This window comes from Iodobacter ciconiae, from assembly GCF_003952345.1.
GTDB classification, from domain to species: domain Bacteria; phylum Pseudomonadota; class Gammaproteobacteria; order Burkholderiales; family Chitinibacteraceae; genus Iodobacter; species Iodobacter ciconiae.
In genome coordinates, this window is the sequence record NZ_CP034433.1 from 1,077,874 (window position 1) to 1,090,687 (window position 12,814).

Below are 12,814 nucleotides of genomic sequence, written 5' to 3' on the forward strand. Positions count from 1 at the left end.
CATATCACCCATCCTATGTATCAATTCATATTTGCAGCACTCCCCTTTGTTTAAAAGAGAGATTATAAAAGATGGTGCATTTTCAGCAGATTGCGTTGGGTAATGGCGTATTTTTGGGTGAAATCTTATTGGCTTCCAGCAGGTTAAATGCGCAAAGTCTGCCGATGGTTTTGAAGATCCGTGAGCAGATTGAGGCCTGGCGGCATGATTCATCGCTGGTGGCGGTGCTGGTGCGCGGTGAGGGTGAGCGGGCTTTTTGTGCAGGCGGTGATATTCGTGCGCTTTATCATGCCATGAGTCAGCCAGAATTCTTGTACGAAGGAGATGATTTCTTTCGCCATGAGTATGATTTGTGCCGGGAATTGCACCGTTATCCCAAGCCGGTCATTGCATGGGGAAATGGCATTATTATGGGGGTGGTTGGGGGATTTTTGCTGCGGCTAGCCACCGGATAGTGACTGAATCGAGTGTTTTAGCCATGCCGGAAGTCAGCATAGGCCTGTTTCCTGATGTGGGTGCCAGCTTTTGGCTGCAACAGTTAAAAGGACAGATGGGGCGTTTGCTGGCACTGACCGGCAGCCGTCTGAATGCGGCAGATGCGCTGGCTTTTGGTGCGGCGGAGTTTGCTTTGCCATCAAAGACCTTTGATGGCTTGATCGCTACTTTGCAAGAATTGCCATGGAGCGGCCTGGGGGAGCGTGATGCAGAGCTGGCCACTGGTGCACTTGCTGCCTTGTCTGCCGCCTGGCCTTGCCCCTTGCCTGAATCGGTGTGGCTGCCCCTGGCCGATGAAGTGGCAGCTATCTGCGCAGGTGATGATCTGCTTGCTATTTGTGAGCGGGTTCAATCGTACCAGGGTGATGCACCTGCTTTACATCTGGCTGCGGAGCTGCAGGGCGCGGGATCTCCGACTTCTATTTATTTAACGTGGGAAATGGCGCAGCGGGCGCAATGGCTGTCTTACGATGAAGTGGTGGAAATGGAATGGACAGTGGCAAGAAATTGTTTACGCCATGGTGATTTTCATGAAGGCGTACGTGCTAAGCTGATTGACAGGGACGATCAACCCCAATGGGAGCCCAAAGAGCTTGCCCTGGTAAAAGCGGCAAATATTGAATCTTTCTTTCGATCCCCTTGAAACTTTTTTAAACCACACCAATCTACCCGACATACACGGCTGATCCGTGCGAATGGAGAGACACGATAATGCAACTGAATACTACCGCTTATGGCAGCTCTGCGCTGTCAACTGAGCGTAACCGGGTGTTACGTAATACTTACTTTATGCTGGCACTGACGATGGTGCCAACAGCAATTGGCGCTTTTTTGGGTATTGCTATGCAGTTCCGCATGTCGCCATTTATGGGCTTTATTGTTTTTATGGCGATTAGCTTTGGTTCTTTTTATGCTATTGAAAAAACCAAAGAGAGTGCGGCAGGCGTATTCATTTTGTTGGGCTATACCGGCTTTATGGGCTTGTGGCTATCGCAAATGTTGCAGGTGGCTTTGCGTTTTAGCAACGGTGCAGAAATGATTGCTATGGCAGCCATCGGTACTGGTGCGATTTTCTTTACCCTGGCTACGATTGCTACTGTTACAAAGAAAGATTTTTCCTTTATGGGAAAATTCTTAATGATTGGTCTGGTGGTCATTATTCTGGCTGCGCTGGCTAATATTTTTTTCCAGATTCCGGCGCTGTCTCTGACTATTTCAGCTGTGGCAGTTCTGATTTTTTCCGGGTTTATTTTGTATGATGTAAGCCGGATTGTAAGCGGTGGTGAGACTAATTATGTGAGTGCTACACTGAGTCTTTACCTGAATGTTTACAATTTATTTACCAGTTTGCTAAATTTGATCATGGCTTTTACAGGTAATAGTCGCGATTAATGAAAGGGTAGAATTTAGAGATTATTTTTTATATTGTTTATAACCCTTTGTTTTTTATGGAAAATAGTTTGTTTATGTTATCTTTCTTATTATGATTGATTAAAAACGCCGGAGCAGTTTGTTCTGGCGTTTTTTTTCTATTGGGGTTTTACCGTATGTGGGGTAAATACAATGCACCCTATCCTCCTCGCTTGTTTATGTGCCCTTACGCCATAAATGTAATAAAAGTAATATTATTTCTGATGCACTAAACTGGCCAAGATGCTTTTTTCCTTTATGCCCCAAGCTGGCCAATTATGAATTCTTCTCTAATGCGCCGAGTCGGTCAGCATTGGCTGTGGTGGCTCGCCTACATCTCGATTAGCCTTGTGCTGCTTGCCCTGACAAGTTTTGTCTGGCTTGATTTTCGCCAGGCCAGAAATGCCCAGGATACAGTCCTGTCGCAGGACTTACTATGGCAAGAGCAGGGTCTGCGTTTGCATTTGCAAACAAATCAGAATGCGATTGAAAATCTGGCCTATGGCCTTTCGGCCAATGCTTTGCGAGAGGAGGATTTTCGTGCCAGAGCAGATGGCTTGCTGCGTGCGTCTCCTGAAATGTTGTCAATTGATTACGTTAATTCTTCGGGTAAGCGAGTGTGGGGTTTGCCTGCCTATAGCTCACGTCCACGAAGCCTGGTGCCTTTGGATCATCCTTTGCTGCTAGAGGTGATCGACGGTGCTGCTACGCTGGGATATGTTTTATATTCCACAGTGATTATGTCGGGTGAGCCCAAAGTTGCACAGGTCGTACTGGTTGTCCCTATTTTTAAAGGGACGGTGTATTTGGGGGCGGTGCTGGCCAGTTATGCGCTGCCCGCTATTTTGCAACAGCGAGTGCCCTGGTGGATGGTGCAGCGTTATGATTTATCTTTGCTTGATGATAAGGGCAATGTGCTGGCCCCGCATGATGCGCGGATTAATCAGACGGGTATTAGCAGGGCAGTGGGTTTTGAGCCGCTGGGCCATGGCTTGAAATTACGAGCCAGTGTACGGCATGAAAAGACGCCGGTTACTCAGCTCTGGTTGCTTGGTGTGGTTTTTGTTCTGCTGGTGTCTTTACTTTGGGCTTTAACGCTGCTGAAAAAGCGGATGCAGCAGCGCCAGCGGGCAGAGGGAGCATTACGCGACGAGATGCGTTTTCGCGCTGCGATGGAGGATTCCCTCACAACCGGCTTGCTGGCTATCAATACTTCAGGGCATTTGATTTACGCAAATCTGGCTTTTTGCAGCATGGTAGGCAGATCACAGGCTGAATTGCTGGGTAAGTCTTCTCCTATGCCTTATTGGGCTCCGGAAGAGCTTAGTGCCTGTGCTGCAGCCTGGAATTCTCTTTTATCAGGCGAATGCCCGGTAAGTGGTTTTGCGCTACGTTTTATGCGCCGCGATGGCGAGCGCTTTGATGTGCGGCTTTATTCTTCACGTCTGGTTGATGGTCGTGGCGAGCACCGTGGCTGGATGGCTTCTTTATATGATGTAACCGAACTACAAAGTGAGCGGGAAGCGTTGGCAGAATCGCGCAAGCAGCTTCTTACCGTTTTAGAAGGGCTGGATGCTGCGGTTTCAGTATTTGATGTGGATAGCGGTGTAGTGCGCTACAGGAATCGGCATCATAACCACACTTTTCCGCTGCAGGCCGATGGTGCGTGCTGCATGTGGCCATTTTTGCCCATGGGTGAGGCAACTTCTGAGCGGCAAGACCCAATTAGCGGGCGCTGGTTTCTGGTACAGCGCCGCCGTATTCAGTGGGTAGACGGGCTGGTGGCCTGGCTGGAAATTGCCGCAGATATTACAGAAAGGCGGCAGATTGCCGAAGAAGAGCGCGGACGGGAGGAAAAACTTCAGCATACGGCCAGATTGGTCAGTATGGGTGAGCTTGCATCCAGCCTGGCACATGAGCTGAATCAGCCATTGGCGGCCATTGCTGGTTATGCTGCTGCAGGTGAGGAAATTTTATCTCGGGATGAAAAGAATTCGGTCAGGCATATTCTGGCTAAAATGGGAGAGCAGGCGCGCCGCGCCGGGCAGATTATCAGTGGGATTCGTAATTTTTCATCCCGCCGGGCACCACGTAGCGAACCGTGTGATTTTGTCGAGTTGTTAGCTGTGCCTATGCAATTACTGGAACCCATGGCCAGAAAATATCAGAGCCGTATTGTTCTAGACTTAAGCTCTGACTTACCCAATGTGATGGGGGATGGTGTGATGCTGGAGCAGGTGCTATTTAACTTAATTAAGAATGGTATGGAGGCAATGATAGAAACCCCTGTGGAACAAAGAGAAATCAAAGTCAGTGCCTATGCAGGAAAAGACTGGCTGGAAGTGTGTGTGGCCGATCGAGGGTCGGGAATTGAAAACCCTGCGCTGTTATTTCAGTCTTTTTATACCAGTAAGCCCGAAGGAATGGGGATTGGTTTGAATATTTGTCGCTCTGTTATTGAACAACACCAAGGGCACTTAAAAATTCAGGCCAATCCTGATGGCGGTAGTTGTTTTATTTTCCGCCTTCCTATTGTTTTATCTTGAATGAGAGCCGAACCATCGAGAAATCACTGATTCAATGTTTATTCCTGGTAATAGGGGGTAACAATAGTGACTTTCATGGTCCTCTTAAGTATTTTTATTTTGAAAGGTAATCGTATGCGACCAATTGCTGTAATTGATGATGACTCCGCTGTTCGTGATGCATTGCAAATTTTATTCGAAGCACATCAATGGCCTGTTTTTGGCTTTGAATCAGCAGAGCATTTTTTAAATGAGGCTGATGCGGCAGATTATAGCTGTCTGATTATTGATGTTCGTATGACGGGCATGAGTGGTTTAGAGCTTTATTCTGAATTAAAAAATGCATTTTATTTACCTCCGGTTATTTTCCTAACGGGCCATGCCGATGTACCGATGGCCGTTGCCGCAGTTAAAGATGGCGTCATGGATTTCCTGGAGAAACCATGTGATTACAGCCTTTTGGTTTCCAGAATTGAAGCTTGCCTTGCCAGAGATGAAGAGGCACGAAGTGCCTGGAATGCCCGCCAGTCACTGGATGAGCGCCTGGAAAGCCTTACTCCCCGCGAGCGTGAAGTGCTGCGTGAATTACTTACTGGTCGCTTAAACAAGCAAATTGCTGATGAGCTGGATATCAGTATCAAAACGGTAGAAGTCCACCGTGCGCGTATTTATACCAAATTAAAAGTGCGCTCGGCAGGAGGCTTGGCGGCCTCGTTAAAAGGAGTACAAATTTCCGAGATTTAATTTCTGCATGAAATAAAAAGCGTTATTCCTGTGTTGGTTTATGTTGACTAAGGTATTTTACCTAAGGTCAAGTGCTAATGGTGTTTTGCCTCATATAAATGGCTTTTTTGCCAAACTAGAGTCATTAGGGCACACAAAGCCAGCAAAGTGCATACCCAACATAAGGATGACGATAATGCAGAAACTGAAGGTGAGTTTGTTGACGGCTAGCTGTTCAATTGCATTTTCTGTACATGCAGCAGATATTGAAGTCTTACACTGGTGGACTTCCGGAGGGGAAGCAAAAGCGGCTGTTGAGCTTAAAAAAATGCTGGAAGCCAAAGGTCATAAGTGGAAAGATTTTGCGGTTGCTGGCGGGGCAGGGGATAACGCAATGACGGCGCTTAAAACCCGTGTGGTATCTGGTCAGCCGCCAGCTGCAGCTCAGATCAAAGGGCCATCTATCCAGGAATGGGGTAATGAAGGTGTGCTGGCTTCTTTAGATGATGTGGCTAAAAAAGAAGGCTGGGATAAATTATTGCCGCCCGAGGTTGCCAGCATCATGAAATACAAAGGCAGCTACGTGGCAGCTCCTGTGAATGTGCATCGAGTAAACTGGTTGTGGGTGAATCCTGATTTATTGAAAAAAGCAAATGCCAAGGTGCCCACAAGCTGGGATGAGTTTTTTAAAACGGCCGATGCCCTACAAAAAGCGGGCATTCAGCCACTGGCCCATGGCGGCCAGTCCTGGCAGGACGCCACAGTATTTGAAGCGGTTGCCTTAGGGGTGGGCGGCAGTGATTTCTATAAAAAAGCCTTTATTCAGTTAGACCCCGCCACGTTAACCAGCGCCAATATGATTAAGGTGCTGAGTACCTACAAAAAACTCAAGCTATACACCGATAAAAATGCCTCTGGACGGGAGTGGAATCTGGCTACGTCAATGGTTATCAGTGGTAAAGCCGCCATGCAGATTATGGGCGACTGGGCCAAGGGAGAATTCCTGGCTGCAGGTAAAGTTCCGGGTAAAGATTTTCTCTGTGTGGCAGCGCCTGGCACTGCGGGCGCTTACACTTTTAATATCGATAGTTTCGCTATGTTTAAACTGCCAAATAAAGAGGCTGAAAAAGGGCAGAAAGATCTGGCTGTAACATTGATGAGCCCCGCATTTCAGGAAACCTTTAATTTGAATAAAGGTTCAATTCCTGTTCGCCAAGGCCTGGATATGAGCAAATTCGATGATTGTGGCAAGAAATCAGCTGAGGATTTTAAAGCCACTTCAGCCAAAGGATCATTGCTGCCATCCTGGGCGCATGGAATGGCAATGTATTCTGCTACTCAAGGTGCGGTGGTCGATGTCATTTCGCAATTCTGGAATGATGACACCATGACCGCTCAGCAAGCAAGCGTGAAGTTGGCTGCGGCAGCAAAGATTAAATAAATGCTGTTGCCGACGGGGATACTGCCCCGTTTTGTCTGCTTCTCTCATAAGAAATAAAGTGGATTTCTTTGTTTCTTATGAGATTGCCTTGCATGCGAGACTAAAAAACTCCGGAGGAAACAATGTCTAGATCCGCTCAGGAAGCACAATATGGCTTCGCGGAGCGCTGGCTGCCGCGTCTTGTTTTAGCACCTTCATTTTTACTGACCTTGATTTTTTTATATGGTTTTATTCTTTGGAATGGTTATTTATCGTTTACGGCTTCGCGTTTAATGCCTAATTTAGAGTGGGTGGGAATAGCGCAGTATCAGGTTTTATTTGAAAGTGAGCGTTGGTGGGTTGCTGTAAAAAATCTATTTATCTTTGCAGGTTTATTTATTAGTAGTGGAATGGTAATCGGTATTAGTCTGGCTATTTTTTTAGATCAGAAAATCCGTGGTGAAGGTATATTACGCACGATTTATCTCTATCCAATGGCCCTCTCTTTTGTGGTTACGGGTACTGCGTGGAAATGGATGTTAAATCCCGGGTTGGGCTTAGAAAAGCTTATGCATGACTGGGGTTTTACTCAGTTTACTTTTGATTGGCTGGTTAATTCCGAAATGTCGATTTATACCGTGGTGATTGCAGGGGTATGGCAATCATCGGGTTTTGTTATGGCACTGTTTCTGGCTGGTTTACGTAGCGTGGACGATTCCATATTAAAAGCTGCACAAATTGATGGTGCTTCTTTAACCAGAATTTACTGGAAAATTATTCTTCCTGCATTAAGGCCGGTTTTTTTTTCCACTCTGATGATTCTGTCTCATATTGCTATTAAGAGTTTTGATCTGGTGATGGCATTAACGGGAGGTGGGCCGGGGTTTTCTTCCGATGTGCCCGCTACCTTTATGTATGCAATGGCATTTACCCGCGGGCAAATGGGTGTAGGGGCGGCTAGCTCGATGATGATGCTGGCAACTGTTGCTGCACTGGTCGTGCCCTATCTTTATTCGGAATTGCGAGGCAAGAAAAATGGAAAATAAAATGGGCAGAGCTCTGCTATATTCCGTGCTGTGTTTGCTTGCATTTTATTATTTATTGCCACTGTACGTGATGCTTATTACTTCAGTTAAAGAGCTGGATGAAATAAGAAGTGGCAATTTACTTTCATTTCCGTTATTCATTTCTTTTGATGCATGGAGTAAAGCATGGTCATCATCCTGTACGGGAGTCGAGTGCCATGGGTTATCTTCCTATTTTTTTAATTCAGTCAAAATGGTTGTTCCGAGCGTATTAATCTCTACTACACTTGGAGCAATTAATGGCTATGTATTGGCTAAATGGCGTTTTAAAGGCTCTGAAATTATTTTTGCCATGATTTTATTTGGTGTGTTTATGCCCTTCCAGGTATTACTCTTGCCTATGGCGCAGACATTAGGCTGGCTGGGGATTGCCAGCTCGACCACTGGCCTTGTTTTTGTGCATGTGGTGTGTGGGCTGGCTTCAACGACATTATTTTTCAGAAATTATTATGTAGGTATTCCGGATGAGCTAATTAAGGCCGCAAGGCTGGATGGTGCAGGATTCTGGCGTATTTTCTTTAAAATCATCCTGCCCATGTCAACGCCTATTATTATGGTGACACTGATCTGGCAATTTACCAATATCTGGAACGATTTTTTATTTGGTGTGGTTTTTTCAGCAGGGGATAGCCAGCCCATTACAGTGGGATTAAATAATCTGGCAAATACTTCTACATCGGTTAAAGAATACAACGTCGATATGGCTGCGGCTATTATTGCGGCTTTACCAACCATCATGGTGTATGTTTTTGCTGGTAAATACTTTGTCCGTGGTTTAACGGCAGGTGCCGTGAAAGGCTAAAATGCTGTAAACCAAATTCTACCTAAATAACACCGGTTTTATATGGGGAATAAACAATGGGCGCGCTGGCAATTAAAAATATTATTAAAAGTTTTGGTGATGCCGATATTCTAAAAGGCATCAATATTACAATTGAAGCAGGTGAGTTTCTAATTCTGGTTGGCCCATCTGGCTGTGGTAAATCCACTTTACTGAATATTATTGCCGGCCTTGATACTCCAACAAGTGGTGAGATTTATATCGGCGGGCGGGAAGTCAATGATGTGCCGCCTAAAGACCGGGATATTGCTATGGTATTTCAAAGCTATGCACTTTATCCCACTATGAGTGTTCGGCAGAATATCGCATTTGGATTGGAAACCCGCGGCGTGCCTAAAAAAGAGCAGGAAGATATTATTGAGCGTGTTTCTAAAATGTTGCAAATTACATCATTACTCAACCGAAAGCCTGCTGAATTATCCGGTGGGCAGCGGCAGCGTGTGGCAATGGGCCGTGCTTTAGCGCGTAACCCAATCTTATTTTTATTTGATGAGCCGCTGTCTAATTTGGATGCCAAATTACGAGTGGAAATGCGCACTGAAATAAAACAACTGCATCAGCGCTTAAAAACCACCATTGTTTATGTGACTCACGATCAAATTGAGGCGATGACACTGGGGGACAAAATTGCGGTTATGAAAGAGGGGATTATTCAGCAGTTTGGCAGCCCGCAGGATATTTATGAAAAACCTTTTAATTTATTTGTGGCCGGTTTTATTGGCTCGCCTTCGATGAATTTTATTCCCTGTCACTTGGCCGAACAAAATGGCAGTGTGGGGGTGAGCTTGCAATCTGAAGGAGATATTCGGTTTTTTCCTGTAAAACAAAGCGCACAACTCACCCGGTATGTGGGGCAGAAAGTACTCTTGGGTATCCGGCCCGAGCAGCTTGATGTGGCAGAATCTGAAACGGCTGGCTTGGACTGCCTTGTACAGCTCACCGAGCCAACTGGCCCTGACACGATGATTTTTACAGAAATAAACCACAGCCCCGTTGTGGCACGGATTCATCCCAGAGCTGCAAAAAAGCCGGGTGAAACGTTGCGTTTATCACTGGATATGAGTAAGGCGGTAATGTTTGATCTGGAAACCACCTTAAGGATTGACTGATTTTTTGCCGTGTGCGTCATTATTCCCCGTCTTCCCTGGCCCGCATATCGTAAGATGGCGGGCTTATTTTGCTGGGTATTTAATGATGAATGTGTATTTTTTATTAGCAATAGCCATTGCGGCTGAGGTGGTTGCTACATCGGCTCTAAAAGCCACTGAAGGCTTTAGTCGGCCGATGCCCAGTATGATCGTGGTTGTGGGCTATGGCGTGGCGTTCTGGATGTTGTCTTTAGTGCTGAAAAGTGTGCCCGTTGGCGTGGCCTATGCAATCTGGTCAGGGATGGGCATTGTGCTGGTGACCATTGTGGCGATGCTGTTTTACGGCCAGAAACCGGACTGGCCGGCCATTATCGGTTTGGGTCTGATTGTCAGTGGGGTAGTGGTATTACAGTTGTTTTCCAAGATGTCGGCGCATTAGTTTTTTATACAGAAAACGCTTTGCAATTTATTGCTGGGTTAAATTAGGCCGATAAATCAAACGCTGCGTCGCTCTATCATGGCCTGGGCCAGCGTGCCGGCGTCAACGTGCTCCAGCTCGCCGCCAACCGGCATGCCCCGGGCGATACGGCTGACTTTTAAGCCCCGGGCTCTGAGCATTTCGGCCAGATAATGCGCGGTGGCCTCACCTTCGGTGGTGAAGTTGGTGGCCAAGATGACCTCTTTCACAATGCCATCGCTGGCACGCTCCAAGAGTCTTTCTAAGGCGATATCTTTAGGGCCAATGCCATCTAGCGGGCTTAGCCTGCCCATTAAAACAAAATACAGGCCATGAAAAGCCAGTGTTTGCTCTAGCATCATTAAGTCAGTCGGCATCTCTACGACGCAGAGCAGAGTGTGCTGGCGTTTTTCATCGCTGCATACATCGCATAAATCCACTTCGGAAAAGGTATTGCACAGGCTGCAATGCTTGAGTTTGATCAGGGCGTTGTTGAGTGCTGTTGCCAGATCCGCTGCCGTTTTCTGATCGCGCTGCATTAAATGAAAAGCCATTCTTTGTGCGGATTTCGGGCCAATGCCGGGCAGGGTTTTCAGTGCGGCAATTAGTGCATGCAGAGATGGTGGTGTAGACATGGGGTGCTCTGGCGTAAAAAAGGGGCTGATTGCCCCCTTTGGATAGATGCGTAGGGAAGGGCTTAACTTCCATACGAAACCAAGCTAAATTAAAACGGCATTTTAAAGCCCGGTGGCAATTGCATGCCAGCGGTAAAGCCTGCCATTTTTGCTTCGGATGTTGATGCGGCTTTACGTACGGCATCGTTAAATGCAGCAGCGATCAGATCTTCCAGCATATCCTTATCATCGGTCATCAGGCTGTCATCAATGACAACGCGTTTCACAACATTGGCGCAGGTCATCACTACCTTTACCATACCCGCACCGGCCTGGCCTTCTACTTCTACGGTTGCTAATTCATCCTGCGCTTTTTTCATGTTTTCTTGCATTTGTTGGGCTTGTTTCATCAGATTGCCCATGCCGGCTTTACCAAACATTGTTTTGCTCCTTGGTTTAACTGAGTGGTTTGATTGAATCGGGAATGACCGTGGCACCAAAATCACGTACCACGGATTGTACAAAAGGATCGTTTTGAATGGATTGTGTTGCCTCGGCAAGGCGTGCCATTTTTTCTCTTAAGGCAATGGCAGCCGGGGTGTCGCCGCTGGCCGAGCCAAGGGTGATGGTTAGCGAAATATCATGGCCAAAGTGGTTGCTGAGTGCTTCGCGCAGCTTTTCCTGATAGGCGCGGCTGGCAACGGCTGTATGCTCTTCGCCTACTAATAGCTCAATCGAGTTTGCGGTATAGCCCAGTAATTCAGCATTTTGCGCCAGCATGCCTGCGGCTCCGAGCTTGAGTTGCAGAATCAGCGCTCGCCAGTCGCCATTAAACGGGCTGCTTGTGACTGGCTCTGAAATGGCTGCTGGTGCCGGGGCAGGTGGAGCAGCCGGCTCTTCCTCGTGCCAGGGCGGCGCATCGTAATGGCTTGGCTCCTCGCTGATGGGCGGGCGCGGCGCAGCCTGTTGCTGTACTGGTGGATTGGGTACGGGTGCAGCTTGTGGGGCCACTGCCGGAGCGGGCGTTGCAACAGGATGTGCGGGTAATGGCAGATTAATCTGGCTTGCTTCTGCCGGAGAAAAAGCCAGCATTCGCAATAGCGTCATGCTAAAGCCCGCGTATTCATCCGGAGCAAGTGGCAGATCACGGCGGCCGTGCAGGGCAATTTGATAATACAGCTGCGTGTCTTCCGGGCTCATGGCCTGAGCGAGTTCGGCAATTTGCGCCCTTTGTGGCAAATCGTCGGCCAAAGCTTTAGGCACGGCCTGTGCAACGGCTACCTGATGTAATAAGTGTGCTAATTCGTGCAAGGCCGATTCGTAAGATAAGCCACGGCCTGCAATGGCATCGGTAGCTGCTAATACAGCATTGCCATCGCCTGCAATCAGTGCCTGCAGAATATCGAAAAGATAACTCTGATCCACCGCGCCCAGCATGGCGCGCACGGCCAGCTCGCCTACATCACCACCGCCATAGGCAATGGCCTGATCAAGCAAACTGAGCGCATCGCGCATTGAGCCATTGGCAGCATGGCCAATCACATTGAGTGCACTTTGCTCAAAGCTGATTTCTTCGGCTTGCAATACCTGTGTTAAATGGCCGCAGACTTGCTGCGGCGTCATTTGGCGTAAAGAAAACTGCAGGCATCGGCTTAGTACCGTAATCGGTACTTTTTGCGGGTCAGTTGTGGCTAGAATAAATTTAACGTGGGCAGGTGGCTCTTCCAGTGTTTTAAGCATGGCGTTAAAAGCACTTTTTGACAGCATGTGTACTTCGTCAATGATGTACACTTTGAACCGCCCGGCGGTCGGCGAGTACTGTGCGTTGTCGAGTACTTCGCGAATATTGTCGATGCCGGTGTTTGATGCTGCGTCGATCTCTAAAAGATCAACAAAGCGCCCCGCGTCAATCTGCGTGCAGGCCGAGCACACACCGCACGGCGTGGACGTAATGCCTGTTTCACAATTCAGCGCTTTTGCCATAATCCGCGCGATGGTGGTCTTACCCACTCCGCGTGTGCCGGTCAGCAGATAGGCATGGTGTAAACGATCATTTGCGAAGGCATTTGCCAGCGCTTTGATCACATGTTCTTGCCCAACAAGTTGGGCGAATGATTTAGGCCGCCATTTGCGTGCCAGTACTTGATAAGCCATAG

At 47.6% G+C, this 12,814-nt stretch carries 11 protein-coding genes and 1 pseudogene; 9 read left to right on the plus strand and 3 right to left on the minus strand.

What is annotated here, in order from left to right; genetic code table 11:
* Window positions 1–164 precede the first annotated feature (164 nt).
* The 9 genes and pseudogenes from EJO50_RS04760 to EJO50_RS04800 all read left to right on the plus strand — a co-directional run bounded on the left by EJO50_RS04760 (window position 165) and on the right by EJO50_RS04800 (window position 10,026).
* Window positions 165–1,138: pseudogene (locus EJO50_RS04760) on the plus strand (enoyl-CoA hydratase/isomerase family protein).
* A 68-nt stretch (window positions 1,139–1,206) separates the two neighbouring features.
* Window positions 1,207–1,887, plus strand: coding sequence for a Bax inhibitor-1/YccA family protein (locus tag EJO50_RS04765; protein WP_125971973.1), 681 nt, complete (start codon window positions 1,207–1,209; stop codon window positions 1,885–1,887).
* Between the two features lie 296 nt (window positions 1,888–2,183).
* The gene (locus tag EJO50_RS04770) at window positions 2,184–4,451 is read left to right on the plus strand and encodes a PAS domain-containing sensor histidine kinase (RefSeq protein ID WP_125971975.1); all 2,268 of its coding nucleotides are present in this window, start codon (window positions 2,184–2,186) and stop codon (window positions 4,449–4,451) included.
* Window positions 4,452–4,565: 114 nt separating this feature from the next.
* Window positions 4,566–5,174 (plus strand): response regulator transcription factor, encoded by a 609-nt coding sequence (locus EJO50_RS04775; RefSeq protein WP_125971977.1) that lies wholly within the window; start codon window positions 4,566–4,568, stop codon window positions 5,172–5,174.
* Window positions 5,175–5,349: 175 nt separating this feature from the next.
* Window positions 5,350–6,594 carry an ABC transporter substrate-binding protein gene (locus EJO50_RS04780; protein ID WP_125971979.1) on the plus strand — a complete coding sequence of 415 codons (1,245 nt, stop codon included), beginning with the start codon at window positions 5,350–5,352 and terminating at the stop codon, window positions 6,592–6,594.
* Window positions 6,595–6,716: 122 nt separating this feature from the next.
* The gene (locus EJO50_RS04785; protein ID WP_125971981.1) at window positions 6,717–7,619 is read left to right on the plus strand and encodes a carbohydrate ABC transporter permease; all 903 of its coding nucleotides are present in this window, start codon (window positions 6,717–6,719) and stop codon (window positions 7,617–7,619) included.
* Between the two features lies 1 nt (window position 7,620).
* Window positions 7,621–8,460, plus strand: coding sequence for a carbohydrate ABC transporter permease (locus EJO50_RS04790; protein ID WP_233702172.1), 840 nt, complete (start codon window positions 7,621–7,623; stop codon window positions 8,458–8,460).
* A 56-nt stretch (window positions 8,461–8,516) separates the two neighbouring features.
* Window positions 8,517–9,608, plus strand: a complete 1,092-nt coding sequence (locus tag EJO50_RS04795) for an ABC transporter ATP-binding protein (protein ID WP_125971985.1) — start codon at window positions 8,517–8,519, stop codon at window positions 9,606–9,608.
* A gap of 85 nt (window positions 9,609–9,693) precedes the next feature.
* Entirely contained in the window at window positions 9,694–10,026 is a 333-nt protein-coding gene (locus tag EJO50_RS04800; RefSeq protein WP_206434498.1) for a DMT family transporter, read from the plus strand.
* A 56-nt stretch (window positions 10,027–10,082) separates the two neighbouring features.
* On the opposite strand, the gene recR is transcribed toward EJO50_RS04800, so the two are convergent.
* From recR to dnaX, 3 genes are all read right to left on the minus strand, one after another.
* Window positions 10,083–10,679 (minus strand): recombination mediator RecR, encoded by a 597-nt coding sequence (gene recR / locus EJO50_RS04805; RefSeq protein ID WP_125971989.1) that lies wholly within the window; start codon window positions 10,677–10,679, stop codon window positions 10,083–10,085.
* A gap of 89 nt (window positions 10,680–10,768) precedes the next feature.
* Window positions 10,769–11,098 (minus strand): YbaB/EbfC family nucleoid-associated protein, encoded by a 330-nt coding sequence (locus EJO50_RS04810; protein ID WP_125971991.1) that lies wholly within the window; start codon window positions 11,096–11,098, stop codon window positions 10,769–10,771.
* A 16-nt stretch (window positions 11,099–11,114) separates the two neighbouring features.
* Window positions 11,115–12,812, minus strand: a complete 1,698-nt coding sequence (gene dnaX / locus EJO50_RS04815; RefSeq protein ID WP_125971993.1) for a DNA polymerase III subunit gamma/tau — start codon at window positions 12,810–12,812, stop codon at window positions 11,115–11,117.
* Window positions 12,813–12,814: the final 2 nt, after the last annotated feature.

Bases quoted from the DNA above. Each gene is read 5' to 3' on its own strand.
- EJO50_RS04765 (WP_125971973.1), top strand. From the start codon at position 1,207: ATGCAACTGAATACTACCGCTTATGGCAGCTCTGCGCTGTCAACTGAG.
- EJO50_RS04770 (WP_125971975.1), top strand. From the start codon at position 2,184: ATGAATTCTTCTCTAATGCGCCGAGTCGGTCAGCATTGGCTGTGGTGG.
- EJO50_RS04775 (WP_125971977.1), top strand. From the start codon at position 4,566: ATGCGACCAATTGCTGTAATTGATGATGACTCCGCTGTTCGTGATGCA.
- EJO50_RS04780 (WP_125971979.1), top strand. From the start codon at position 5,350: ATGCAGAAACTGAAGGTGAGTTTGTTGACGGCTAGCTGTTCAATTGCA.
- EJO50_RS04785 (WP_125971981.1), top strand. From the start codon at position 6,717: ATGTCTAGATCCGCTCAGGAAGCACAATATGGCTTCGCGGAGCGCTGG.
- EJO50_RS04790 (WP_233702172.1), top strand. From the start codon at position 7,621: ATGGGCAGAGCTCTGCTATATTCCGTGCTGTGTTTGCTTGCATTTTAT.
- EJO50_RS04795 (WP_125971985.1), top strand. From the start codon at position 8,517: ATGGGCGCGCTGGCAATTAAAAATATTATTAAAAGTTTTGGTGATGCC.
- EJO50_RS04800 (WP_206434498.1), top strand. From the start codon at position 9,694: ATGAATGTGTATTTTTTATTAGCAATAGCCATTGCGGCTGAGGTGGTT.
- recR (WP_125971989.1), bottom strand. From the start codon at position 10,679: ATGTCTACACCACCATCTCTGCATGCACTAATTGCCGCACTGAAAACC.
- EJO50_RS04810 (WP_125971991.1), bottom strand. From the start codon at position 11,098: ATGTTTGGTAAAGCCGGCATGGGCAATCTGATGAAACAAGCCCAACAA.
- dnaX (WP_125971993.1), bottom strand. From the start codon at position 12,812: ATGGCTTATCAAGTACTGGCACGCAAATGGCGGCCTAAATCATTCGCC.